30 protein-coding genes are annotated in these 23,657 nt (G+C 30.9%); 15 read left to right on the top strand and 15 right to left on the bottom strand.

Annotated elements, in window-relative coordinates; translation table 11 throughout:
- The first annotated feature begins 9 nt into the window (after positions 1-9).
- The 5 genes from ACJBCC_RS16895 (at position 10) to ACJBCC_RS16875 (ending at position 3,709) form a co-directional block, all read left to right on the top strand.
- Positions 10-99, top strand: a complete 90-nt coding sequence (locus ACJBCC_RS16895; protein WP_407557874.1) for a hypothetical protein — start codon at positions 10-12, stop codon at positions 97-99.
- Between the two features lie 163 nt (positions 100-262).
- Complete coding sequence (locus tag ACJBCC_RS16890) at positions 263-1,108, top strand: esterase family protein (protein ID WP_299103505.1); 846 nt, start codon at positions 263-265, stop codon at positions 1,106-1,108.
- A 151-nt stretch (positions 1,109-1,259) separates the two neighbouring features.
- Complete coding sequence (locus ACJBCC_RS16885; RefSeq protein WP_299103506.1) at positions 1,260-1,787, top strand: hypothetical protein; 528 nt, start codon at positions 1,260-1,262, stop codon at positions 1,785-1,787.
- A 218-nt stretch (positions 1,788-2,005) separates the two neighbouring features.
- The gene (locus ACJBCC_RS16880; RefSeq protein WP_299103507.1) at positions 2,006-3,040 is read left to right on the top strand and encodes a S9 family peptidase; all 1,035 of its coding nucleotides are present in this window, start codon (positions 2,006-2,008) and stop codon (positions 3,038-3,040) included.
- Positions 3,041-3,199: 159 nt separating this feature from the next.
- Entirely contained in the window at positions 3,200-3,709 is a 510-nt protein-coding gene (locus ACJBCC_RS16875; RefSeq protein WP_299103508.1) for a DUF695 domain-containing protein, read from the top strand.
- Between the two features lie 172 nt (positions 3,710-3,881).
- Here the strand turns inward: ACJBCC_RS16875 and ACJBCC_RS16870 are convergent, their stop codons facing one another.
- The 3 genes from ACJBCC_RS16870 to ACJBCC_RS16860 form a co-directional block, all read right to left on the bottom strand.
- Complete coding sequence (locus tag ACJBCC_RS16870; protein WP_299103509.1) at positions 3,882-4,370, bottom strand: hypothetical protein; 489 nt, start codon at positions 4,368-4,370, stop codon at positions 3,882-3,884.
- Positions 4,370-4,642, bottom strand: coding sequence for a hypothetical protein (locus ACJBCC_RS16865; protein WP_299103510.1), 273 nt, complete (start codon positions 4,640-4,642; stop codon positions 4,370-4,372). Before ACJBCC_RS16865 ends, ACJBCC_RS16870 begins: the two co-directional genes overlap by 1 nt.
- Before the next feature lie 98 nt (positions 4,643-4,740).
- A complete protein-coding gene (locus ACJBCC_RS16860; RefSeq protein WP_299103511.1) occupies positions 4,741-5,217 on the bottom strand; it encodes an Hsp20/alpha crystallin family protein in 477 nt (158 codons plus the stop codon).
- Between the two features lie 436 nt (positions 5,218-5,653).
- Here ACJBCC_RS16860 and ACJBCC_RS16855 point away from each other — a divergent pair, with 436 nt between their 5' ends.
- Entirely contained in the window at positions 5,654-6,199 is a 546-nt protein-coding gene (locus tag ACJBCC_RS16855) for a DUF7010 family protein (protein WP_407557873.1), read from the top strand.
- A 244-nt stretch (positions 6,200-6,443) separates the two neighbouring features.
- Here ACJBCC_RS16855 and ACJBCC_RS16850 read toward each other — a convergent pair whose 3' ends face one another.
- From ACJBCC_RS16850 to ACJBCC_RS16840, 3 genes are all read right to left on the bottom strand, one after another.
- A complete protein-coding gene (locus tag ACJBCC_RS16850; protein WP_407557872.1) occupies positions 6,444-7,721 on the bottom strand; it encodes a tetratricopeptide repeat protein in 1,278 nt (425 codons plus the stop codon).
- Between the two features lie 83 nt (positions 7,722-7,804).
- Entirely contained in the window at positions 7,805-8,362 is a 558-nt protein-coding gene (locus ACJBCC_RS16845; protein WP_407557871.1) for a DUF4331 family protein, read from the bottom strand.
- Between the two features lie 25 nt (positions 8,363-8,387).
- Positions 8,388-9,041 carry a DUF4331 family protein gene (locus ACJBCC_RS16840; protein ID WP_407557870.1) on the bottom strand — a complete coding sequence of 218 codons (654 nt, stop codon included), beginning with the start codon at positions 9,039-9,041 and terminating at the stop codon, positions 8,388-8,390.
- A 142-nt stretch (positions 9,042-9,183) separates the two neighbouring features.
- On the opposite strand from ACJBCC_RS16840, the gene ACJBCC_RS16835 reads away from it, so the two are divergent.
- Both ACJBCC_RS16835 and ACJBCC_RS16830 read left to right on the top strand, forming a co-directional pair.
- Entirely contained in the window at positions 9,184-10,374 is a 1,191-nt protein-coding gene (locus tag ACJBCC_RS16835) for an LETM1-related biofilm-associated protein (protein WP_407557869.1), read from the top strand.
- A gap of 13 nt (positions 10,375-10,387) precedes the next feature.
- On the top strand, positions 10,388-10,942 hold the full coding sequence (locus ACJBCC_RS16830) for a hypothetical protein (RefSeq protein ID WP_407557868.1): 555 nt from the start codon (positions 10,388-10,390) through the stop codon (positions 10,940-10,942).
- Positions 10,943-11,007: 65 nt separating this feature from the next.
- On the opposite strand, the gene ACJBCC_RS16825 is transcribed toward ACJBCC_RS16830, so the two are convergent.
- Entirely contained in the window at positions 11,008-11,955 is a 948-nt protein-coding gene (locus ACJBCC_RS16825) for a Fic family protein (RefSeq protein WP_299103518.1), read from the bottom strand.
- Positions 11,956-12,072: 117 nt separating this feature from the next.
- On the opposite strand from ACJBCC_RS16825, the gene ACJBCC_RS16820 reads away from it, so the two are divergent.
- Positions 12,073-12,534: a J domain-containing protein gene (locus ACJBCC_RS16820; protein WP_299103519.1), complete on the top strand. Its 462-nt coding sequence runs from the start codon at positions 12,073-12,075 to the stop codon at positions 12,532-12,534.
- Positions 12,535-12,541: 7 nt separating this feature from the next.
- On the opposite strand, the gene ACJBCC_RS16815 is transcribed toward ACJBCC_RS16820, so the two are convergent.
- From ACJBCC_RS16815 to ACJBCC_RS16785, 7 genes are all read right to left on the bottom strand, one after another.
- Complete coding sequence (locus ACJBCC_RS16815) at positions 12,542-13,297, bottom strand: LytR/AlgR family response regulator transcription factor (RefSeq protein WP_407557867.1); 756 nt, start codon at positions 13,295-13,297, stop codon at positions 12,542-12,544.
- Positions 13,298-13,338: 41 nt separating this feature from the next.
- Complete coding sequence (locus ACJBCC_RS16810; protein ID WP_407557866.1) at positions 13,339-13,656, bottom strand: 2TM domain-containing protein; 318 nt, start codon at positions 13,654-13,656, stop codon at positions 13,339-13,341.
- Between the two features lie 129 nt (positions 13,657-13,785).
- The gene (locus ACJBCC_RS16805) at positions 13,786-14,130 is read right to left on the bottom strand and encodes a 2TM domain-containing protein (protein WP_407557865.1); all 345 of its coding nucleotides are present in this window, start codon (positions 14,128-14,130) and stop codon (positions 13,786-13,788) included.
- A gap of 11 nt (positions 14,131-14,141) precedes the next feature.
- On the bottom strand, positions 14,142-14,456 hold the full coding sequence (locus ACJBCC_RS16800) for a 2TM domain-containing protein (protein WP_407557864.1): 315 nt from the start codon (positions 14,454-14,456) through the stop codon (positions 14,142-14,144).
- Positions 14,457-14,519: 63 nt separating this feature from the next.
- Positions 14,520-15,872: a histidine kinase gene (locus tag ACJBCC_RS16795; protein ID WP_407557863.1), complete on the bottom strand. Its 1,353-nt coding sequence runs from the start codon at positions 15,870-15,872 to the stop codon at positions 14,520-14,522.
- An 11-nt stretch (positions 15,873-15,883) separates the two neighbouring features.
- Positions 15,884-16,507, bottom strand: coding sequence for a tetratricopeptide repeat protein (locus ACJBCC_RS16790; protein WP_407557862.1), 624 nt, complete (start codon positions 16,505-16,507; stop codon positions 15,884-15,886).
- 14 nt (positions 16,508-16,521) lie between these two features.
- A complete protein-coding gene (locus ACJBCC_RS16785) occupies positions 16,522-16,947 on the bottom strand; it encodes a DUF2141 domain-containing protein (RefSeq protein WP_407557861.1) in 426 nt (141 codons plus the stop codon).
- A 288-nt stretch (positions 16,948-17,235) separates the two neighbouring features.
- Here ACJBCC_RS16785 and ACJBCC_RS16780 point away from each other — a divergent pair, with 288 nt between their 5' ends.
- From ACJBCC_RS16780 to ACJBCC_RS16760, 5 genes are all read left to right on the top strand, one after another.
- Positions 17,236-17,598, top strand: a complete 363-nt coding sequence (locus ACJBCC_RS16780; protein ID WP_407557860.1) for a hypothetical protein — start codon at positions 17,236-17,238, stop codon at positions 17,596-17,598.
- A gap of 182 nt (positions 17,599-17,780) precedes the next feature.
- Entirely contained in the window at positions 17,781-17,978 is a 198-nt protein-coding gene (locus ACJBCC_RS16775; protein WP_407557859.1) for a hypothetical protein, read from the top strand.
- A gap of 367 nt (positions 17,979-18,345) precedes the next feature.
- A complete protein-coding gene (locus ACJBCC_RS16770) occupies positions 18,346-19,194 on the top strand; it encodes a hypothetical protein (RefSeq protein ID WP_407557858.1) in 849 nt (282 codons plus the stop codon).
- Positions 19,195-19,294: 100 nt separating this feature from the next.
- Positions 19,295-19,987, top strand: a complete 693-nt coding sequence (locus ACJBCC_RS16765) for a hypothetical protein (protein WP_407557857.1) — start codon at positions 19,295-19,297, stop codon at positions 19,985-19,987.
- A 147-nt stretch (positions 19,988-20,134) separates the two neighbouring features.
- Entirely contained in the window at positions 20,135-21,028 is an 894-nt protein-coding gene (locus ACJBCC_RS16760; RefSeq protein ID WP_407557856.1) for a carboxypeptidase-like regulatory domain-containing protein, read from the top strand.
- A 98-nt stretch (positions 21,029-21,126) separates the two neighbouring features.
- Here the strand turns inward: ACJBCC_RS16760 and ACJBCC_RS16755 are convergent, their stop codons facing one another.
- Positions 21,127-21,315 carry a hypothetical protein gene (locus ACJBCC_RS16755; RefSeq protein ID WP_407557855.1) on the bottom strand — a complete coding sequence of 63 codons (189 nt, stop codon included), beginning with the start codon at positions 21,313-21,315 and terminating at the stop codon, positions 21,127-21,129.
- 1,650 nt (positions 21,316-22,965) lie between these two features.
- Between ACJBCC_RS16755 and ACJBCC_RS16750 the strand changes: the two genes are divergently transcribed.
- Positions 22,966-23,481 carry a hypothetical protein gene (locus ACJBCC_RS16750; protein ID WP_407557854.1) on the top strand — a complete coding sequence of 172 codons (516 nt, stop codon included), beginning with the start codon at positions 22,966-22,968 and terminating at the stop codon, positions 23,479-23,481.
- Positions 23,482-23,657: the final 176 nt, after the last annotated feature.

Genomic DNA, 23,657 nt, shown 5'->3' with positions numbered 1-23,657 from the left:
AAATCGCATCTGATTTTCTACAGAAAAGTTGAAAATGAAATTGTAGAAATCGTTAGAATTTTACATCAGAGAATGGAGATTAAAAAACGACTGAAATAAAAAAAACTGCACACAACACCCTATATAATTCATTGCTAGTTCTAGCTTACTTACTAAAATCCTCACGGATTTTCTATTCGGTTTTTATTTGCTAAATTACGTGCCTAACCACGCAACAAACCATATACAAATGCGTTGTGAGCAATGCAAAAAAAAACAATCTATGAGAAAAATCGAAATATTAATAATTGGAATTATAGGCTTATCTATAATTTCTTGTCAATCTAAAAAATCAACATCTAATTCAGAATCTAATTTTTTTACTGACTCAATTTATAGTGAACATTTGAATGAATACCGAAAACATAATGTTTATTTACCAAAAGGATTTGACAATGGAAAAGAATATCCAATTATTTACGCTACTGATGGAAATAGCAGTTTAACGGAAAAGAAAAATTTATTGGATTCATTAATTGACAATATAATAATTAAACCTTTGATTTTTGTTGTAAGTTTTTCAAATAATAAAATTGCAGACAGCACAAGTACCACAACTGGAGACGGAAAAAAAGTGCATTTAAGTTATAGGAACTTTGAATATGTTGATAGAAAACCAACAAGATTAGAAGATTCACTTTTAGTTGATAGATTCAAAAACCACGAATTATATTTCACTAAAGAGCTGATTACTGAAGTTGAAAAAAATTTCAATCAAAACAGTGGAAAAAATGACCGATATTTTTACGGAGTTTCAAATGGTGCTGGATTTGGAATGAGTTTATTAAATAAAAACCCTGATATAATTGGAACTTATATTTGTTTTTCGACTTTCGGAGGCGATATTCAATCAAACAATTGGGATAAAGATATAAAATACCCTAAACTATTTTTGAGATACGGAAGTGATGAATTTTTTGGACTCAAAGAGGATGCTGAATTTCTAAAATCAAAGTATGCGGAATCGAAATCGTTCATTGAATCAAAAGAATATGAAGGAGGACACAATAATAAATTCTGGAACAAAGAATTTTCGGAGATTATAATTAGAATATTAAAAGTTGAGTAAAACACTGCTCGCAACACCCTATATAATTCATTGCTAGTTATAGCTTACTTACAAAAGTCCTCGCAGACTTTCTATCTGTGATTTATTTGCTAACTTTAGTGCTTAAACACGCAACGAAATCATACACAATCACGTTACCACACATTTGAGAATGACGCAAAAACAACGTAAAATATTCTACCCAGTAATTTTCATTCTAGGAGCAATTTTAATTATTTGGGAAATTAATATTTACAGAGAAACCATTATCAATTTGATGATTCCAATCGGAATTATAATGGTTATTGGAATAATTGCATTTATTCTCGATTTTAAGAATTATAAGAACACTTATGAATATAGTGGAATTGGACTTTACCTCTATTCCGCAATGCATTATGTAATCGGATTTGGATTTATTGCTTGCTCAATCTTTATGTTATCGAATTATTATTTCGCTGACCAAAATACAAGAACTGAATCGTATGAAATTATTCGGACTTCCTCACTAGCTTCAGGAGGAAAATATAGAATTGACGTCCGAACACCAACGTTTAGAATTAATTATAATGGAAAAATAAAAGAATTAGTCTTTTCATCTGAATTTTATGAAAAAAGGAACTTCTACAATAATGTGGAATTGGTAATTCGACAAGGACTTTTTGGATTTGACATTTTAGAAAATAAAAAACTGAATTAAAATAATAACCGAATAAAAAACGTGTGGTAACACCGTGTATAATTCATCGCTAGTTAAAGCCTACTTACGAAAATCCTAGCGGATTTTATATTCGTTATTTATTTGCTAACTTTAGTGCTTAAACCACGCAACTAACTCATACACAAACACGTTGTGCTTGATGGCCAAACTGTAACAAAAATCTAGATAATTCGTCACATATATAAACGAACTATTTTATGAAATTAATAAAACGAATTGTAATATCTACCGGAATTTTAATACTAATTGTGTTTCTTTTTTTTGGTTTAAAACTTGGAACAAAGTATTATAAATCTTATCAAAATTCTGAATCATTAACGAATACAATTCTAGATTCTAAAATTAGAGCTGAAGACTATAACAATTCATACAATCTAAAAAATGGAGCTATTATATCTAAAAAAATAATAAACCTTTCAGAAATACCACCAATTTGGAATAGCATATCTGAAAACAATTCTTTAACAAGAAACTATAAATATTTAGACAACATTAATTTTTATGTTATTCTCTATAAGAGTGATTCTCTACTAGTGAATGGAATAATTGCGGAACCTAAAAAAGAAGGTAAATTCCCTGTAGTTATTTTTAATAGAGGAGGAAATAAAGAAGTTGGAAAAATGGCTAAAGCAAAAACACTTCATTCTTTAATACAATCGGCTTCAAAATTAGCAAACCAAGATTATTTAGTTATAGCCAGCTGTTATAGAGAAAATGATGAGTTTGGAGGTAATGACATTAAAGATGTTCTAAATTTAACGGAGACTATTAAAACAATTAATAAAGCAGATTCAAGTCGTATTGGAATGTTTGGATGGTCAAGAGGCGGAATGATGACTTACCTATCTCTAAAAAACAGCAATCTAATTAAAACCGCGGTAATTGGAAATGGACCATCTGATTTAGGAAAATTAATTATTGAAAGGCCTGAAATGGAAAAATTAGTATGTGCTAAACTGATTCCAAAATATAAAGAAAATAAAAGTGAAGAACTAAAAAAACGTTCTGTTGCTTATTGGGCTGACGAATTAGATAAAAGTGCAAGTTTACTTATTCTTTGTGGTACTGAAGACAAGCAAGTGAACCCTAATCAGGCTGATATAATAGCTGATAAATTAACTAAAATAAATTATGATTTTAAGCTTGAGAAAATAAAAACTGACCACAAGTTTTCTAATAAAAAAAATGAGCTAAATACGTTATTAATTAATTGGTTCAAAGAAAAATTATAAAAACACTAAGCACAACACCGTATATAATTTATTGCTAGTTAAAGCCTACTTACAAAAGTCCTCGCAGATTTTCTATTCGGTTTTTATTTGCTAAATTTAGTGCTTAAACCACGCAACTAACTCATACACAAAACCGTTGTACGTAATTTAACCAAATCAATGAAAAGGACTTTACCATTAATGTTTATACTGAATTTTGGTTCGTTATTTTCTCAATCAAAAGCGAATAAATTGGAACTGAATGACACATGGTTTGGCGGAGAAACTGAAAATAATGGAAAGCCTGTAATAATTCGTGGAAGACAGCATTTAAAAAACCTTATCGATTCAAAACAATATGCCGAACACGTTGAATTCGTTTGGACGTTTGAGAAGGAAACGGAAAATGGAATTCCAACACCAGAGGAAAATATTTTTATGGGAAAAGTGGAAGATGCTCTGATTAAAAATTTGGAACCTGACTTACAATCTGTTCTTACAATTGTTTATACGAATGACAATATTCGCTCTTGGATTTTCTATACGAAATCTGTACCTGAATTTCTAAAACGGATTAACAAAATATTATCGAAATTTGAAAAACTGCCAATTGAAATAACAAACGGAAAAGATATTGAGTGGGAATTATATACTGGAATTTTAAAGAGCTACGAACTTGAACCGAAATAAAAAACTACGTACAACACCATGTATAATTAATTATTAGGTTCCATACTACCTACAAAAATCCTCGCGGACTTTCTATTCGGTTCGTATTTGCCAATTAGGTGTTTAAGACAAGTTACAAACCATATCGAAACACACTAAATTAACCGCTATAAAAATAAAAGACGAAAACTATCTAGTTTTCGTCTTCAGGTTCAATAAATTCTGAATGATATTTTTCTAAAAACTTTTTCTGTCTTGCAATCATTTGCTGTCTTAAAAGTTCTATGTCCATAAAGTCATTACCAAAATTGCTTCCGAAAAAATCATCATTGAAGAAACGTTTGCTAAAAAGGGAATCTTGAGAAAATATACTTCCAAATCCTTGATTTTCAAATCCTGAATAGTTTGAGAAAAAACGTGATTTAAACGATTGCATTAAACTATCTTTATCTGATAATGAGAGACTATCAAACTTATCATTGGAAGACCAAGAATAAATGCTATCGTATCTAATTAAATTTCCATTTTCATCAAATTCTTTATCAACTTTCCAAGTGCCTTCAGGCTCTTCTACTATTTTAGTCTTATTCTCTTCTTTTTCAACTTTTGTGGTTTCATTTCCTTGTCCTTTACAACTAACGCTTAACAAGCCAACCATCAACAACAAAATATACTTTTTCATCACTTTAGTTTTTGAGTTAAACTTAACTTTGGGTTTGTTATAAATGTTTTTAACAAACCACCTGTTTCTATCATTTTAATCAATCTATTTTGGTGGAAAACTTCTAATTTTCGTTTACCATTTTTATACCAAACACATTCCAAATAACTGTCATTATCAATCAAACCGAATATTGAATCCTCTTTCGGAACATATTTGATAACTTGCATTTTTGGAGAGGTAATTTTTCCTTTTACTGTTACCCATTCCCCAGATTTAAACTTTCTTGGCATAACAATAAATAATTTTAAAGAATTAAACTTATTATTAAGAGGATGCCAAAAAAGATTCGGCATCCTAATTAATATTTCTCTAAAAAATTAAAAATCAATTATGAAATTTTAATACTTCTAGCAGGCTTTTGTTTAGCCTCTTCTTTTTTTGGTAAAAGAATATTTAAAATACCATTATCATAATTTGCATTAATCTTTTCATCGTTTACACTTTCTGGTAAATTAAAGGTTCTTTTAAATGATGAGTAACCAAACTCTCTACGAGTGTAATTTTCTTCCTTATGTTCACTTTCTTCCTTTGTTTCCGTAGAAATAGATAATACTTGATTATCAAGGTCAATTTGAAAATCTGATTTCTTTAGACCTGGAACTGCCATTTCAACCATAAAAGCATCGGCAGTTTCTTTAATATTTACTTTAGGCAAAGTAATTCCAGTATTAAAATTTGAAGTGAATACTGATGGTAGATCTCTATTAAAGATGTCATCTAACCAATTTGACAAAGTTGGGAAGTTTTGATTTGAATTGCTGTTCGCTAAACTTCCATTTTTAGGAACAGTTGCTAAATTGCTCATAATTAAAAAATTTAAATTAAACATTATTTCAAATTTGAAATCTTTACGACTTCAATAACCAATAAACAAATTAAATACCAAAATCGATTTATCTTATTTTATCGCGATTGTTACACATTATTCTGTGTAAATTTGTCGTAATTATGAAATATTGTCATATTTACTCATAATAAAATGACATATTTACATTTGGAGTTTATAGTAAAATTGGAAATCAATTATGTATTATAAAAATTACCAAATAACAGCTCGTAATAAGCACTACGCACATCAACATGTATAATTCAATGCCACTTTATGCTTACTTTGAAAAATCCTCACGGACTTTCTATTAACGATCTAATTCCTAATTTAGCATTAAAATATGCAAAGCAATACTAGCAAACACCTGTTGCACATTTTATAAAACTTTAAAATCAACTCAAATACAAATTAAATGGACTTTAAGGAATTTCAAAAAGAAATGCGAATTGCCTATTTATGTGGCGGAACAGGTATATTAGTTTCTGGTATAATCTGGCTAATTTCCGGTTTATCTGGACTGTATTTGTCAAAAGAAAAAAGTCTTTTGATCTTTTTTATAGGAGGAATGCTCATTTACCCTTTGGGAGTATTACTAGCAAAACTTTTTAATAGAAGCGGAAAACACCATAAAGATAATCCTCTAGGCAAGTTGGCCATTGAAAGTACAGCAGTATTATTCATTGGTCTTTTTATCGCGTATTCTATTTATCAAATACAAGAACTGTGGTTTTTTCCAGTAATGCTGATGATAATTGGCGTAAGGTATTTAGTTTTTCAGTCCATCTATGGAATGAAGATTTATTGGCTTTTAGGATTATTATTAATAATACCTGGAATATTATTTTTAATTGCCAACCAACCTTTTCATTTTGGTGGAATCGCTGGTGGCATTATTGAAATAAGTTTTGGAGTCCTTGTTATTATCATGGATAATAGATCAAATAAAACTTTAAAATAAAAAACACCTACTGTTTCGAGCAGGTGCTTACCTAACAAAAAAACTCAAAAACATCATGAAATTTCATGATTTGATTAATCTTAATCAGAGACCAATCTTTTTTGCTAGCAACCAATCAACTAACTTAATTTGCTTCCCCACAAATTATTAGCTGATTTTCTTATTTAAGTTTTAATTCATATTAAAAAACTTCACAGTTTTGTTTTATGGAGATTACACAACGTATATCTTCAACATTCTGAATTTATAAACTTTGAATTTTTGACTTCATTAAAGGGCCTAATTCGTACAAACTTGCAATTAACTCTTCCTTCAAAGGCTCTACTTTTTCTGTTTTTCCTGCTGCTTTATATATTTCCGCAACGTGATATAATACTGCTGGTTCATACGTCTTACCATCAACATACGTTTCTATAATTTCTATGGCTTCTTCTACATTTCCGTTTTTAAAATAACTCCAAGCCAATAAATCATAAGATTGTGGCGTTGGCCTATTAGCCACTTCAGTTTTTGCGAGATCTAATGCTCTCTTTGGCAATGATAAATCGTCTGTGTATAGCGTAACATTATAACCATTGTACATGTCGCCATATTGCTTGTTACTTACCGCTTTCTGGTAATTTTCTAGTGCTTCTGTTTTTAACTGCGCGTTGTTTTGCGATTCAGCAATTTCCGCTTTTAACAAATCGTAATCTGGCGCCTTGTAATAACTTGTTACATGGTTTAAGATCGATAGTGCTTCTTCAGTATTGTTTTCGTGCGAATATATAATCCACGCAATTCCTTTTTTGGCGTAGGCATCATTAGGATCTAACGCCAATGCTTTCAGAAAATAATTATACGATTTTTCAAGATCGCCTGCATGACCATAAAAATCAGCTGAGTTTGTATAAGCCCATTGTTTCATACTTTTTAAGTTTGAAGATTCGGCAATTTTAGTCGCCTTTTCCATATTCTCAATAGCTCCTTCTAAGTTACCATTGTGATCTTCCCACTTTGCTAAACGTATTAAATAATCAAAGTCAGATGTGTTTTTAATATCTTTTAAATAGGCTTGTGCATAGATGTAATTTCCTAATTCTAAATGCACATCAAATAGCATTTTTTTTGTGCCATTTATTTTATCACCATTTGTTTTTGCTTGCTCTAATACGGTTAATGCTTCCTTAAATCTATGTTGCGACACATAATTTGAAGCTAAACTTTTTAGGTAAGATGTGGTTTTACCATTCGTTACTTTAATGGCTTCTAATAAATCGCCTTCGGCTTTTATTAAATAATCAATATCACCTGTAGCATTAAATAATTGTGTGTATGCACTTGCTCGTTTTCCTAAATACGGAAATTGATTTGGAGCAGCTTCTAGCTTATCTGTCCAAATTTGTGCTGATGCCAATAAATCAGTTTGGCTCACTGTAGTTGTTATGTATTTATTATAATCTTCTGCATTAGATACTTGTTTAGAGTTACAACTAAATGCTGCGATTAATAAAATAAGAGGAAGTATTTTTTTGATAATCATAATTTGAAATTTTTGAGTTTTTAATTGAAAAATAATCTTGAAGTAAAGCCCTAACTTTACTCCAAGATATTAACATCTATTACCTACCAAGGTGAAGCTAAGTAAGGGAATGATGATAAAAATGCTTTATCATTTCCGTCTACATTATCGTTTGATAAACCTGGATTTTCTGAAAAATCTTCGCCACCAAAAATCAGTAACAATTCTACTGTAATAACATCATCAGCTAAAGCTCTACCTGTTAATACATTTGTTCCGTCATAGAAAGTTGTAGTACCATCTAAAGACACATTAAGAACATCAGTTGCTAATAAACCTGTAAATTGAGCAGACGTTAATGTTAATGCATTGCCATCTGTTGGTTCATTATAAGCCGGACTTAATCCTTCTAAATTAGTTTGAAACATAGATTGAAAAGCTGCATCTTGCTCAGAAGGTATCGTAGTATTAAAAGCATCCTTCATTCCGCTAGATACAAATACCGTATTTACAGCTGGTCTTCCCATTTGGTCTTCTTGTGCATATGTTCCACTAAAATCAGGACCACTTGGCACAGTTACATCGTCATCATCACTACAATTGTAAGCCGTCATTGACACTAAAATTGCAATGGCAAAAAGTTTTATATTATTAATTTTCATCTCTTTTCGTTTTTAAGTTTTGTTATTATTTTCTTTTAGATTCTACCCAAGTATTAATTGTACCTGAACCACCAATCATTGATTTTGGCACTTCTACGACTATAGACATTACGTTTGTACCAGCAAATGTGTCTGTACCTGGATTGTTAAAACTAGTTGCGTTTCCTCCAATAATTTGTCCGTATTGCGCAAAGTCCATAAAGAAAGGATCATCTCTTGGTCCTGCAAAGAATTTCATTCCGTTAGCATTACCAATCATTGCATCTTCACCATAAGCTGTGATATCCACAGAAGCTTGATTTGGAGTTGTCGTTGCAATTGTACTATTTAAACCTGTTTGCGAAGGAGCCACTGGTCCAAAGAAATACATTTTACCATCTCTTGGTGTTGCCTGTATCACTAAGTCCTCTACAGCATCACCATTAGTGTCTATATTAAACTCTATTAATACGTTTTCATCAAAAGCAGCATTTTGGCTATCACTACCAGATCCCAATAGACCTTGTACGTTAGCTACAAATGCAATGTTTGCAGTGTCTTCACCTTGAAAGGCATAAAAATCTGTGATGTCACTTGTACCACCTTGTACTGCAGGTGCATCTATATGATCCGCAGCAATGGCAACAAATGTTGCAATACCTAATATTGCTGTTGCGATTAAAAATTTTGTTTTTTTCATAATTTTGAGAATTTGTTAATTAATTGTGTCTCTGTTCTACCTACGAAAAAATGTAAAGTGCGGTTTTAAAAAATTTGCAAAAAAAATAAATTCCTTGTTTTTCATCATAATAATTTAACTTTGTGTAATCAAATACGATGCTATGAATCCATCAGCTAATGGCTGGATAAAAAAATTGCTCAATCAAGTTTCAAAAACAAAGTATTCTGAAACTGATAATCATGAGTTTTACAATCGCTTAAAACAAGCAGGATTTATCTACGGAAGCAATATAAAAGTAGTCCTAGATATCGTTAAACCCTTTGATTTTACTGAAGAGGAGCGTTGTAAAATCAATCTGCTTCTTACCTATTATTTTATTTATAACAAAGTAAATCCTGAAGAAGATTTTGTTGATAGTCTTATTAGATATTACAAAACTATTAGTGCTCAAAAGCGTTCATTTTTTGAAGAATTATTTGGAGATAAAACACCAGATAGTTTGCTCGAAAAGATGATCTATAAGCGTATTCATATTGATGACAATTTTATTTCAAAAAGTTTTAATTATTTTTTAATTAATGCACTTTTGTTTGTGGATATTTTAGGTTATCAACGTTTTCTTAAAGATGAAACTAATATTAAATCTTACGTAAATACATTAGAATCTGCTCTAGAAACTATAGTTTTCTCAGTAATTGATAATAAGTCCGAAAAAACCGAGTACGATGAAAATCTTATAAAGTTATTTGAAGATTCTATACGGCATAAAAATTCAGAATTACCATCTTATAATGATGCCGTTACCGTAATTACTGAACCGTTTGAAAAACTATATGTTATTGATTTGGTGTGTATGGCATCATGGTCTGATAAAATAATAGATACCGAAGAACGCGAATTTTTACTGCGATTAAAAAATGACTTAGCTTTAGATAATGAAGTCATCGCACATTCTGTGAACGATATTAATCTCTTTTATGACGAACATAAAGATGATGTCGCCTTTTTAAGTTCTAAAAATTTAGCTCAAAGTTTTTATGACAATAGTAGTAAAGTGGTTTCTAAACTTATTACACGTAATAGTAAGCGGTTAATAAAAGAACTGTCTGAAAGTAAAGAAGCCATGACATTGTTGGCACAATCTACACAGCGAAACCTCAGCGATGATGAGCAGAAAAAAATTCAAACCCAGTTATTAGACATATTTAAATCTATACCTAGTTTAGCTATTTTTATGTTACCAGGAGGCATGCTGCTGCTTCCTTTATTTGTGAAGTTTATCCCTAAATTATTGCCTTCTGCTTTTGATGAAAATAGAATTGAGGATAAAGACGAATTAGATAAAAATTAAATAAACATAACCCATGAAGTCACTTTTAATACTATTCATCTTGTTATTTAGTATGGGTTGTTCTGAAAACAAAATAACCAACATGCAACTTGTAGAAAAATATTATGACGGCTTTCAATCGTCTAATTTTCTTCAAGTTAAAAATATTATAGATGACAGTCTTACCACAGTATATGGTGACTACACAACTAATTTCACAAAAGAAAAATATTATGAGCAGTTTAAATGGGATTCTGTTTTTAAGCCAGATTACAAACTAATTTCCTTAAAAAAATCTGAAACAGCAATCATGGCTACAGTATCTATAAGTTGTTCAAAATTTGAATTTCTAAAGAATAATCCTATGATTTGTAATTATGAGTTTCAATTTAAAGCAGGAAAAATAACAAGGATAGAAGAGCTAAATTGCGATAATGTTAATTGGGATGTTTGGGAAAATCAAGTAAATGATCTTGTGCATTGGGTTGAGATCAATCATCCGGAATTAGATGGTTTTGTACATGATTTAAGTCTGCAAGGTGCTCAAAATTATTTAAAAGCAATTGCATTGTATAACGCGCGGCATTAGGTTTTAAATCTAAATCACAAAATGAAGATAAAACTATAACAAGCTTTATCTTCATGTTTAAATCATTATTTCCCTTTTTCTCTTACATAATTAAGAACCGCCTCTTTGGTTGTAAACCAATTTCTACCTTCTTTGTGAGCATCAATTTTACCTTGACGTGCTAGTAAACTCACATACTCTTGACCATAAAGGATTTCGGGTTCTTTTACTATGTTTGAAATAGTGTCGTAATCTTTATCAGAACCAGGAATAGCGTTTAAGTAAATATTTAAGGTTCGCTCAGAAGCCTGAGCCATTAACAACATCAATTTACCATAATTACCATTGTTAGCTTGGTTTAATGCAGCATAGTATTTTACTCTATCATTAGTTAGAATAATAGCTGGTGGATAACCAGATCGCATTAAAAGTAAATTCATAGCCAAACGAATAGTACGACCATTACCATCAAAAAATGGATGAATCCATACCAACTTATGATGAAAAACTGTAGCCAACTCAATTGGGTTTAAACCTTGAGGATTTATATTTACGTAGTCTATTAAACCATCTAAGTAATCAGAAACTTTACGCGCATTTGGCGGCACAAAATTAGCACCAGAAATACGAACGCCTGCATTACGCAAACGACCAGCGTGATCATCTTCTATAGAACGCAGCACCAAGCCATGTAGATCTAAAATATCTTTGGCATTTAAGACATAATCTTCGTTTACTAATTTATATAATTTATGGATTGCTGTCTCATGGTTTTTAGCTTCAAAATGTTCTCTAAGTGATTTTCCTTTTATAGTTATACCTTCTTGCAACACCAACTGCGTTTCTCTTAAACTCAATGTGTTTCCTTCTATACTATTACTATTGTATGTCCATTCTATAAGAAATGCTTCCTTAATATTTTGCAATACTATATTTGGCAATGGTCTTGCTGCATTAAGAACATTGACCTTTTCTAATATCCTTGTAAACGTAGATTCTAAATCTTTTTGATATGTTGTTGTAACATTCCACATATCACAAAGTTACACCTTTTATCGGATAAATATAAATAACAGAACATCCGATAAAATTGATTTTGTAACAAATTATACTTATTTCATACTAATGCACTAAACCAAACATTGATTACTATGAATAATCATTATGAGTTATTAAAAATTGAAACGTCTGCTAATCTTGAAACCATAAAAAAAGCATTCCGAAGAGAAATTGCCATTTATCATCCAGATAATAACAAAGCACCTGAAGCAGTAGAAAAGTTTGAAGCGTTAGTTGAAGCATTTGATATATTATCTGCTATAGAAAAACGAAAAATATATGATGCGCTTCTACAGGCAGAACAGAATAATTTACCTGTTGTTATTGAACATAAAGAGCAATATACAAAATGGAAAAAGGAAGCCAAATCAAAATCTAAAACCTACAGCGAGTTAAGTTTTCCAGATCTCTTTTTATTAGATATTTTTATAGAAGTTGGTATGGAAGGTGCCATCTTAGGTGCTGAAACCATAGAAGGCATTGGAGATTCCGCAGAAGGCATTGGAGAAATATTAGGAGATATTGTTGGTGGTATATTTGATGGTTTATCATAGTCTACAACTACTCTAACCAATTTTTAAAATCTTTAACACGTTCTCTAGCGACTATAATTTGCTGCTCATTGAAACGATTTAGTTTAATTTCTAGTCGTGAGTTGGTATAACTAACGATATCTTTAATAGCATTGATATTTATATAGAATTTTCTGCTGATACGGAAAAATACATCTGGCTCTAATTCTTCTTCAAGCTGATCTAAAGTTGCATCTAACAAATAGTTTCTTCCTTCGTTGGTAAAAGCATAAGTCCCTTTATTTTCGCTATAAATACATTCAATATCTTCTATATTTATTAGCTTTAAATGCTGACCTACTTTTACCGAAAATCGTTTTTTATATTCACGTTCTATAGGGTTAACAAGCAGGTTTTTTATGTCATTAAAATCTAAAGTAACGGATTGTTTTTGAGGTGCTCGTCCTCTGTATTTCTCAACAGCGGTTTTTAGATCGTCATCATCAATAGGCTTTAATAAATAATCAATACTGTTTAGCTTAAATGCTTGTAAAGCATACTCATCATAAGCGGTTGTAAATATTACAGCAGATTTAATATCAATGGCTTCAAAGATTTCAAAAGACAAACCATCACTTAGCTGAATATCTAAAAAAATCAAATCTGGATGTTCATTATTTTTAAACCAATCAATAGATTCTTCTACGGAATGCAACATCGTTTCTGCATTCATATCTAAAGCGGTTAACATACGTTGTAAACGTCTTGCTGAAGGTTTCTCGTCTTCTATAATTATTATATTCATTGTGCTATGTTTTCTTGTTACTTTATTTGTTCAAAAAAATATCATTCCCAAAACGTGGTTTCCTCTTCTTTATCCTCTTTTAAAAAGCCCTCTATTTTTTTGTCTTCCCAACTCTTTTTAAAAATCTGTTTTCGTTTAAAAACGTTTAGTCCATGCATTATAATTATAACCGTCCATATCACTAGAATACTAAGATCTAAGCTAATGATATTGTTTTTATATGGACCAGAAACAATATATAAATTGTACAAAAGCAGTAAAACAACCACAATGTACAGTCCCAAATGAAGATAAAAACTCTTTACGCGCTTTACCTTGTCTTTTGCTTTTCTGTAATATTCTTCTTCTTGAGGAGTCATATGGTTTATAATTATAAGTTTACAGTTTCTTTTGTAAAACTATCTTGTCTATTGCCTTTCTAGCTTTGGTTAATTTATAATAAGTATAATTGATTTTTAAATATAAACTTTAGATTAGGGTACTCAATGCTACTCCCAATGTTGGCGTTCTTTTTCCATATATTCTTCAATTTTTTTGTTTTCCCAACTTTTTCCGAAGAGAAAATTAGCTCCAAAAACACCTAGAAAATGAAATACTAAACCAATGCCCCAAAAAACTGCGGTTGCATATGGTCCAAAACCAGTAAATCCTTCACCAGAGTTAACACCAATTAAGATTATTAAGAATATATTGACTACAACATATACAGCTAAATGCCAATAAAAACCAACAATTGCATCTACTTTTTTCTTTGCTCTTAAATACGCTTCTTCTTTTCTAAAATCTCGCGATTCATCGCGATCTTCATAAGGTTCTATATTATATTTTTCCATTGTAATTTTATTTAATCGTTACGTAATTCTTCTTCCATAAACTTTTCAATTTTTCGCTCTTCCCAATCATCACCTAAAATAAGAGGAAGCCCAAATACTGAAAACGCATGTATTGTTAACGCAATTCCCCAAACCATCCATGTGACTAAAGTGGCAAAATCAAAAATAGCCTCGTTAAGAGTTTCTCCATTTTTTATGTTATTCATCACTTTAACAATAGTAATCACTGTATTTATAACTAAGTAAACTATTAAATGGTTGTAAAAACGTTTTAGCTTTTCAACTTTGTTTTTAGCCTTCATTAATTTGTAATCTTGTGTTTCCATTTTATAATTATTTTAGCGTTATCTATTAACTCTTCAAGCCTAAAGTTGGCTCAAATGCTATGGTTAATTCCAACGATTTTTTTGATTTTCTCTACTCATGTATTCTTCAATTTTACGTTTTTCCCAACCAGAACCTAAAGCACCATCATCTACAAAAACACGGTATGCCTGAAAAACCAAACTTAAACCCCAACCAAATGCCGGAAACCAAAACCATTGTATTGTATAGTACGAATAGGTGTACCAAATAAATACTAAAAACGGAATAACAAAGACATAAGAAATTAGACTATAATAAAATGCCTTTAACTCTTCTACACGCTTACGAGCTTTTACGTAATCGTCGTTAAGACGTGCCTGTGATTTTTGTGTTGTTCTCATAACTGATACTTGTTTTGTGAGCATAGGTATTGCTACTGCAAAATCCTTTTCTCGTTGATTGATGTGTACTTTTCTATTTGAAAGCAAACTGTAACGTTGCTTTATATTTTCTAATCCTACACCACTACTCTTTTTTACAATTTGTTTAGGCTGCAGATTATTCATTACTACCAAATGACTTCCGTCTTCGTATATAGTAACGCGCAGTGGTTTGCTAGAGGTTACCATATTATGCTTTACAGCGTTTTCTAAAAGTAACTGTAATGACAGTGGCACAACTTTACTGTCTGGATTAGAGGCTTTATCCGGAATTTCGAAAATAATACTATCCTCAAATCTCATTTTTAAAAGCGACATGTAGGTTCTGGCAAAATTCAATTCCTCATCTACAGTAACTAATTCTTTACTTTTTTGCTCTAAAACATAACGATATACTTTAGATAATGCTGTTGTAAATTTTTGTGCATTATCTGGGTTTTCTTCAATTAAACTCGTTAATACATTAAGGCTATTGAATAAAAAATGTGGATCTAATTGATTCTTTAAGGCGTCAAACTTAGCACTTGCCGTACCTGCAATTACTTTTTGCTCTTTTATTTTATTCTTTTGGTATCTATTGTAAAAATAAATAACATGAAAAACAGTTACTATCGTTAAGGTTATCCACAAGCCAAAGGAATAGCCTTTCCATGATTCATTACTTAAAAACGTTTCAAAATCATAGTTATACATTACAACTCCAATGAAGAGTCTTAATAAGAAAATGCCAACTAAAGTAATTATGGTACTACCAATAATGCCATAAATAATTCTTTTAATAGTATCTGCTGTTTTCCAGTTACGTTTTTCCATTAAATTAAAAAACGTCATATTAGTATAGCCTAAAACAAAGGCATAGAGTTGGTAAAACCCAAAGTCAATTAAAAACTCATTAACCGATTTAAAGTTAAATCCGCCAGAAAGCAAATGTCCTATAACAAACACAACACTTCCTATAATAAAGGTTAACAAGATTTTTTTTAAAGACTTTTTCATTATAATTTTAATTATGCTTTACACTCCTTTACAACATATTCTGCACGCTGTTTTCCCCAATTAGGATGTAACTCGCTCTCCAGTTTAAAGGTATCAAAAAGTTTTATTGATGCTTCTATCTCCTCGCAAAATGGTGCAGTATCCTTCCCAAAATATTTAGCACTGTTTAAGTTCCAATCTGCTTTACAAAACTTAGCTCTTGGGTTTTCTGGTTCTAAGGTTAAGGCCTTTTCGTATAATTCTACAATTTTTCCTCCATATTTCATACCATACGTCATGCCATCAAAAACTACCCAATTGGTATAAATCTGTGCTTGCATTATAATGAGCTCAGCATTATCTTCACTTATGGCTGTGGCTAAATCTAAATGTTCTTGCGCTTTATCTAACTGTGCTTTCAATACCGTTTCGTCTTTTTCTTCCCAGCTTTTTAAGCTGTTTATTTGTGCAATGTAATAACTAGGTAACCATTCTGTTGGTTCAGCCTTTGCTATGCGCTCAAACATATTTTCTGCATCATCCGTTTTTCCGCTTTCCCAAAGTTCAAAAGCTTTGGTCATTCCTTTTTCAAAATTTGTTTGTGCCTGCGTTATTACTGTAATTAGTAGAAATGCTATAGTTATAAAATTCTTCATTGTCGTTTTATTTTTTATTTAAGTGATATTAGTACTGATTTGTTTTCCGTAAGTTGAAATTTAGCATCGTCCCATTTTGGCGGTCCCATAAAACCTGTGGCATTATTGGAGCAACCATAATCTTCTGATGGAATACCAAAAAAGTTAGTATCTAGTTTTCCGTTATTATTTTCATCGTGAAAAATTGACACTGCATAAGTACCTTCTGGAATATCCTTAAAAGTAACAGAGCAAGAGGTATTCTTTAACTCAATTATATCAGCTTTATACGTTTTTTCTAAAAAACCAGATGCTGTATTATAAAGCGCGATATACATTTTACCATTGTTACTATTAGCATCTTTGACATTAATAGTAATATCAAAATTATTCTGAGCAGATACTAATATGCTAAATAAACTAATGAGCGTGATAATTGTTATTTTAATGAGTGTGTACATGGTTAATGGTTTTGTTTGATACAAATATCTTATAGATGTGTATATTTTTAAAATGGAAATTACTCAATTGTAAATTTTCAATGACGAATTGTAAATTATTAATTAGAAAACAAGTTATTATAATTCTCACAAAACGAAGATTATTAAAATACGTAGTTATACGTATATAAAAGTGAATAGAAATCATTAATTTTAATGACGAATAAAAACAACTAAAAACTTTAGATAACCTGATTATTTTACGGGATATCGACAATAAGAGTTTTTATATAAGGAGTTAGGTGCAATATGAACGCAACTTTGTCTGAAAATAATTTTGATATAAAACTCAAGGAACATTACAAGCTTTATGTTTTGTTGAAAGACAAAATCATATTCGAATCTGAATTACAAAATAGCGGAATAAAATATTACGCAGATATAAATCAACAACCATCAATTGACGGCGGAATTAGATACTTCCTACTCGACTCTGATATGGAAAATGTTGACCGAATTATAACGAAAAACGGAATCGTTGCGAATACGGAATCTCATCTGATTTCGGATTTTGGAGACCAAAAGAAAATAATGAAATTATACGCTATTGTTGCTCTGGCTGTAATCGGAATTATAATTCTGATTGTATTGATTGGAAATTTATTTGACTGAATTAAAAATACTGCACCTAACAACGTGTATAGTCAATTGCTTAGTTCTAGCCTACTTGGAAATTCCTTCGGAATTTCCTCTGGTTCGTTTTTGTTTATTAACTTAGTCCTAGCCAACGCAACTGAACCATACACGAACACGTTGCCATTCATTGGCGGAACGCACTCAGAACCGAAATAAAAATGAAAATACCAAAAGACATCGTAGCGTATTTAATAATTATAGCTGGACTAATTCTTCTAATAATGCATATATCTGAATTAGATTTTGACAATCTTAAAAAAGGTCCTTTTTCAGGAATTGTCTCAAATATTTTATTGATTTTAGCAATGATAATTACAATAAGAAAAGATAAAGCTAAAAAAGAAAAGGAAAATTAAATCTAACTCTAAAGTTTGCTGGAATCAAAATCTGAATTGAAAATCAATAACCGAACTGAATTTGGAATTCAGCAGGTTGCGATATTACTTACTCAAACGGAATTGAAAATTTTTGAAATAAAACGCTTACCGAATTCACACAAATGTAAAAAAGGGAAAAGTGGAATTTGAAAAAATAACCTGAACTTAAAAAAAACAACGAAATGGCAACACCGTATAAAATTAATTGCTAGTGCAAGCCTACTTACGAAAATCCTCGCGGATTTTCTATTCGGTTTGTATTTGCTAAATTAGTTGCTTAAACAACGCAACTAATCTTATACAAAACCGTTAGGTGCAATGCTTGAAAAATCTCAACACAAAGAATATGGCAGAAATAAAAGAATCTGAAAAACTTATACTTGAAAAGATTTTTAAAATGGAAGGAGGATATGTTTTAGAGCTTTCAAATTCTAAACTTCAGCAATTTATTCATAACAATCTCAACATAGATATATATTCAGAAAAGTACAGTATTTATGGCGATTCTAAGGCTAAGAGAGTTAGAGCATTCTGGCATTTAGAAAACAATCAAATTGTTGGGAAATTTGTTATAGAATTACTAGACTATTGGAAAACGGAAAAAATACTAAAAGGAAAATCTATAACAGATAACGAAAATCTTCTGTTTACCGAATCTCTAAAAATTGGAAACAGATTATTAGGCAAAACGAATAACCCTAAAGATTTTATTGAAAATATTGATTCATTTCTAAACAAAGATTTTGAAAATGTATCCCTTGAAAGATTAAATCTTGATAGTTCAATAATTGGAATATTAGATTCACGAATTCAAGAAATAAAAAAAGCTATTAAATATAAATCAGCTCTTTCTTGCGTAATACTTTCTGGTAGTGTTTTAGAAGGAATTTTACTAGGGTTTGCTTCATCAAAAATGAAAGAATATAACCAATGTGATATAAGCCCTAAAAATAGAGAAACTCAAAAAGTTTTACCATATAATCAATGGTCTCTTTCAAACTTTATAGATGTTTCACATAGATTAGGATATTTGGGATTAGATGTAAAAAAATACAGTCATTCTTTACGAGACTTTAGAAATTATATTCATCCATATGAACAAATGGTCTCGAAATTTAATCCTGATATTGAGACAGCAAAAATTTCCTGGCAAGTTTTGAAAGCTGCAATAACAGATTTATCGAAAAACGCCTAATATGCACTGCACCTAACAACGTTTATAATTAATGGCTAGTCCTCGCCTACTTACGAAAATCCTCGCGGATTTTCTATTCAGTAATTATTTGCTTAATTAGGTGCTTAAACACGCCACTAATCATACACAAAACCGTTGTACGCAAGCTGAAAAACATCACGTGAATTTAGAAACTGCCAAATATATTATTGACTATTTTCCTAATCTAATGACAGAAAAGGAACGAATTGCATTACGCCATTTGAATTCTGAATTCAAAGCGGACGGAAATCTAAAAATGGAGAAAATGTATCGTAAAAGAGGGTGGCTAACAGATGACCAAGAAGCTTTGAATTTAATAAAAAATGGTTCTGAAAGTTTCAGACTTAATGTTGCTGACAGAATTATTAAGGAAAGAAGTTCTGATTTATACTTAAACAAATGTCCAAATTGCGAAAAACTTACAAGAACACCACAAAGTAGACAATGTAGATTTTGCGGACATAATTGGCACAATATTAAGGTTGCAGATTTTAAACTAAATAGTTCATTTCAATTAACAGGACGACATTTTTTTATTCTTGGAGAAATAACAAATGGAAATGTTGAAATTGGAAATTATATTGATTTAACAATGGTTGGGCTGAATTGTAAACCGAAAATTGAATCAATAGAATATGCTCTGAAAAAAGTTAATGGAAAAGCAGTTGAGGACATTGCTTTGGGAACAAATGAGCTAACCGAAAATCAAAAGGAAAAATTAAAACGAATTGGCTCGTTTGGAACACCATTTGACATTATAAAAGAAAAATAAAGCCAGCGTACAACAACGTGTATAATTAATTGCTTTTTACGTGCTTACTTGCGAAAATTCCTGCGGAATTTTCTCGGGTTCGTAAAAGTTTGCTAATTTAGTTGCTTAACCACGCAACTAACCATACACAAACACGTTACCCACAATATGAAAAACCTACTCACAATCACAGTTCTTATAATTTCAAACTTTTGTTTTGGTCAATTAAAATCAGTAATTATTGACAGCGAAACAAAAAGAAAAATACCTTACGTAAATATTTGGGTTGAAAATGAAAACATTGGAACAACATCAAATGAAAATGGAGAATTTGAATTAGAAATTGCTGAAACGAAAATTATTCTGTTTTCTGCAATCGGATTTGAAACAAGAAAAATATCTTCTGATTCTATAAAGAATATTGTGGAATTAAAACCACTCATCACCGAACTAAATGAAGTAGTTCTTAAACCTAAGAAACAGAATAAAAAATTAGTTGTTGGTAAATTTAAAAAGTCTAAAATCAGTCATTATTTTGCTTGTGGAACAACACCTTGGATTTCAGCACGCTATTTTAAATTTCAAGAAGATTATAACAAAACCTCATTTCTAAATAAGATTAGAGTTTCAACGAATAGCGATGTTGCCAATTCGAAATTTAACATACGATTTTATAGTGTAAATGAAAATGGAGAACCAGACGATTATATCTTTGATGAAAACATTATTGGAACAGCCAAAAAAGGAAATAAAATAACTGAAGTAGATATTTCAGATTTGAATATTGAATTCCCTGAAGAAGGTTTTTTCATAGCAATAGAATGGTTAATTATCGAATCAAACAAGCACGAATACAGCTACACAATGTCAGATACTGGAAAAAAACTAACTGGAATTTCTTATGAACCAGCAATCGGAACAGTTCCTGCTGATACTGATGAAAATAGCTGGATTTTCACACAAGGAAAATGGAGAAAAATGCATAAAAACAGTAGTGGAACTTTAAAAAGATATAAAGATAAATACAACTTATTAGCAATTGAATTAACACTAACGAATTAAAATACTGTGGGTAACAATGTGTATAACTAATTGCTGTATTCTTCTCTACTTGCGAATATTCCTGCGGAATATTCACAGGTTCGTAAAAGTTTACTAACTTAGTTGCTTAACCACGCAACTAAGTAATACACGCGCACGTTGGCTTTAATGCCCAAAAAACCAGAAAACATGAAGAACATCAAAACTAATGTACAGAAACCACCATCAAAAAAGAAATTAATAATATTTACTCTTCTTTGGGTTATAAGTACAATTTCTTTTCTACTATTAATGACTGATTTTTTCACGGAGTCACCATTTAAAAGTAGTTATATAGGGTTTTATATGTTATTGTTTGCTTCGACTATTGGAATTATTCTAATATATTCTAACTATCGCAAAGCTAAAGCAATTGAATAAATAAAACAGCATTGGGAATTTTAGTTGGTTAGTGAAATTTATAAAATTTGTACTCAATATCTCTAAATCGAAATTGAAATATATGGCGAATTATTGCGAGTTTGTTGAATGAAAATCTTGCTAAATCTAAGAGATTGATTGTGGAATTAAAGATTGACAAAATAAGAAAGCTGAAAAAATTTTAAATCAGAAAAAAAGCACTAAAAGCCAACACCGTGTATAATTAATTGCTAGGTCACTGCCGACTTACGAAAATTCCGCTGGAATTTTCTATCCGTGATTTATTTGCTAACTTAGTTGCTTAACCACGCAACTAACCATACACAATCACGTTGCCCACAAGTATCCCAAACCAACAAACATCCTGCTTTCATTAATGTTTTTAGTTATTTACGAACGAAAAACAATCTGAACGTGACAAATTTTACGCTGGACTTTTTACTCGTGCGGAATTGCGGAACGTGAAGAATATTACGCTTTAATTTCAGCTCGCCCAACTTCAGATCATCGCATCGAAAATTTAGCAAACCATCAACTTTCGGCTGAATAGCAGAATCGCTAAACATTCGTGAAAAACTTTGGTTTATAAATCGCAGATTTTTTTTTGATTTTTAAGTAAAAAAGTAAATTACGTGTAAATCAACAACGCACGAATATATTGCGCCTGAAAAACTAATGCGTGAAAAACAAATACCTGATGGGCAACACCGTGTATAATTTATAGCTGCTTCTCGCCTACTTACGAAAAACCGCTGGTTTTTCTTATTTTGGGTTTTATTTGCTAAATTACATGCTGACAACACGCTACAAACCATACACAACCACGTTGCCCACAAGTATCCCAAACCAACAAACATCCTGCTTTCATTAATGTTTTTAGTTATTTACGAACGAAAAACAATCTGAACGTGACAAATTTTACGCTGGACTTTTTACTCGTGCGGAATTGCGGAACGTGAAGAATATTACGCTTTAATTTCAGCTCGCCCAACTTCAGATCATCGCATCGAAAATTTAGCAAACCATCAACTTTCGGCTGAATAGTAGTTACGCTAAACGTTACGGCTGAATTTTACGAAATTGGATTTGCCCAACTTTTGTCAATTGCATCGAAAATGTCGCAATCCTACAACTTTTGGCTGAATAGCAGAATCGCTAAACATTCGTGAAAAACTTTGGTTTATAAATCGCAGATTTTTTTTTGATTTTTAAGTAAAAAAGTAAATTACGTGTAAATCAACAACGCACGAATATATTGCGCCTGAAAAACTAATGCGTGAAAAACAAATACCTGATGGGCAACACCGTGTATAATTTATAGCTGCTTCTCGCCTACTTACGAAAAACCGCTGGTTTTTCTTATTTTGGGTTTTATTTGCTAAATTACATGCTGACAACACGCTACAAACCATACACAACCACGTTGCCAGTAATTTGACAAATCAGCAATTTTTCGTGCTTACTAATTGAAAAGGGCTTTTTACTCATTCCTCTTTTTGAATTTATGACAACATCACTAGATTTGAAAAAAATAGATAATGAAAAGAATATTAATATTATTTTTTGCTTTATGCATTGGACATTCTTACTCACAAGAACTAAATGAGTTTGAGTTAGAAAGCAGGAACAAAGCGGATTTAGTATTTGATAAAATAGCAGAATTTCAATCTGAAAATCTTCCTTACCTACTCTTTGGTATCGGAAATTCGAGTTATTTAATTATAATTGACCGAAACACACATTACACGCGAATTAAAGCGAATCTGATACAAAACGACAGTATTGAAGTAGAGTCTATTAAATCGCTTAAAAAAACAATTGGAATTTTAGAAAAAGCATTTGATATATCAATTTATCATAAAGGTTTTATCGGTTTTCAATCGGAATTTTATAAAAATGGTTATGAATTAGCAAATGGAGCAATGTCATACTTTGTAATGAAAGATAAAGACCGGAATCGATATGGAGAATCTTGCTTATCTGTTATAGTTAAACCAAATCCGATAGATATTGAAATATATAATTATTTTGTAATTGGAATAATAAACGAATAAAAACTACTGGCAACACCGTATATAATTTATTGCTTGGTTCTCGCCTACTTACGAAAATCCATGCGGATTTTCTATTCGGTTTTTATTTGCTAAATTACGTGCTTAACCACGCAACAAACCATATACAAACACGTTAGCTTTAATTGTTCCGAAAAATGAAAATCGTAACCGAAAAA

Origin of the sequence: Winogradskyella sp. 4-2091, assembly GCF_045765065.1 — a bacterium.
GTDB lineage: Bacteria > Bacteroidota > Bacteroidia > Flavobacteriales > Flavobacteriaceae > Winogradskyella.
The sequence above is the reverse complement of the archived record's forward strand: the minus strand, read 5'-3'. Positions and strand labels throughout refer to the sequence as shown.

Excerpts from the sequence above, each read along its gene's own strand:
- ACJBCC_RS16890 (WP_299103505.1), top strand. The coding sequence starts at position 263 with ATGAGAAAAATCGAAATATTAATAATTGGAATTATAGGCTTATCTATA.
- ACJBCC_RS16885 (WP_299103506.1), top strand. The coding sequence starts at position 1,260 with ATGACGCAAAAACAACGTAAAATATTCTACCCAGTAATTTTCATTCTA.
- ACJBCC_RS16880 (WP_299103507.1), top strand. The coding sequence starts at position 2,006 with ATGAAATTAATAAAACGAATTGTAATATCTACCGGAATTTTAATACTA.
- ACJBCC_RS16875 (WP_299103508.1), top strand. The coding sequence starts at position 3,200 with ATGAAAAGGACTTTACCATTAATGTTTATACTGAATTTTGGTTCGTTA.
- ACJBCC_RS16870 (WP_299103509.1), bottom strand. The coding sequence starts at position 4,370 with ATGAAAAAGTATATTTTGTTGTTGATGGTTGGCTTGTTAAGCGTTAGT.
- ACJBCC_RS16865 (WP_299103510.1), bottom strand. The coding sequence starts at position 4,642 with ATGCCAAGAAAGTTTAAATCTGGGGAATGGGTAACAGTAAAAGGAAAA.
- ACJBCC_RS16860 (WP_299103511.1), bottom strand. The coding sequence starts at position 5,217 with ATGAGCAATTTAGCAACTGTTCCTAAAAATGGAAGTTTAGCGAACAGC.
- ACJBCC_RS16855 (WP_407557873.1), top strand. The coding sequence starts at position 5,654 with ATGGACTTTAAGGAATTTCAAAAAGAAATGCGAATTGCCTATTTATGT.
- ACJBCC_RS16850 (WP_407557872.1), bottom strand. The coding sequence starts at position 7,721 with ATGATTATCAAAAAAATACTTCCTCTTATTTTATTAATCGCAGCATTT.
- ACJBCC_RS16845 (WP_407557871.1), bottom strand. The coding sequence starts at position 8,362 with ATGAAAATTAATAATATAAAACTTTTTGCCATTGCAATTTTAGTGTCA.
- ACJBCC_RS16840 (WP_407557870.1), bottom strand. The coding sequence starts at position 9,041 with ATGAAAAAAACAAAATTTTTAATCGCAACAGCAATATTAGGTATTGCA.
- ACJBCC_RS16835 (WP_407557869.1), top strand. The coding sequence starts at position 9,184 with ATGAATCCATCAGCTAATGGCTGGATAAAAAAATTGCTCAATCAAGTT.
- ACJBCC_RS16830 (WP_407557868.1), top strand. The coding sequence starts at position 10,388 with ATGAAGTCACTTTTAATACTATTCATCTTGTTATTTAGTATGGGTTGT.
- ACJBCC_RS16825 (WP_299103518.1), bottom strand. The coding sequence starts at position 11,955 with ATGTGGAATGTTACAACAACATATCAAAAAGATTTAGAATCTACGTTT.
- ACJBCC_RS16820 (WP_299103519.1), top strand. The coding sequence starts at position 12,073 with ATGAATAATCATTATGAGTTATTAAAAATTGAAACGTCTGCTAATCTT.
- ACJBCC_RS16815 (WP_407557867.1), bottom strand. The coding sequence starts at position 13,297 with ATGAATATAATAATTATAGAAGACGAGAAACCTTCAGCAAGACGTTTA.
- ACJBCC_RS16810 (WP_407557866.1), bottom strand. The coding sequence starts at position 13,656 with ATGACTCCTCAAGAAGAAGAATATTACAGAAAAGCAAAAGACAAGGTA.
- ACJBCC_RS16805 (WP_407557865.1), bottom strand. The coding sequence starts at position 14,130 with ATGGAAAAATATAATATAGAACCTTATGAAGATCGCGATGAATCGCGA.
- ACJBCC_RS16800 (WP_407557864.1), bottom strand. The coding sequence starts at position 14,456 with ATGGAAACACAAGATTACAAATTAATGAAGGCTAAAAACAAAGTTGAA.
- ACJBCC_RS16795 (WP_407557863.1), bottom strand. The coding sequence starts at position 15,872 with ATGAAAAAGTCTTTAAAAAAAATCTTGTTAACCTTTATTATAGGAAGT.
- ACJBCC_RS16790 (WP_407557862.1), bottom strand. The coding sequence starts at position 16,507 with ATGAAGAATTTTATAACTATAGCATTTCTACTAATTACAGTAATAACG.
- ACJBCC_RS16785 (WP_407557861.1), bottom strand. The coding sequence starts at position 16,947 with ATGTACACACTCATTAAAATAACAATTATCACGCTCATTAGTTTATTT.
- ACJBCC_RS16780 (WP_407557860.1), top strand. The coding sequence starts at position 17,236 with ATGAACGCAACTTTGTCTGAAAATAATTTTGATATAAAACTCAAGGAA.
- ACJBCC_RS16775 (WP_407557859.1), top strand. The coding sequence starts at position 17,781 with ATGAAAATACCAAAAGACATCGTAGCGTATTTAATAATTATAGCTGGA.
- ACJBCC_RS16770 (WP_407557858.1), top strand. The coding sequence starts at position 18,346 with ATGGCAGAAATAAAAGAATCTGAAAAACTTATACTTGAAAAGATTTTT.
- ACJBCC_RS16760 (WP_407557856.1), top strand. The coding sequence starts at position 20,135 with ATGAAAAACCTACTCACAATCACAGTTCTTATAATTTCAAACTTTTGT.
- ACJBCC_RS16750 (WP_407557854.1), top strand. The coding sequence starts at position 22,966 with ATGAAAAGAATATTAATATTATTTTTTGCTTTATGCATTGGACATTCT.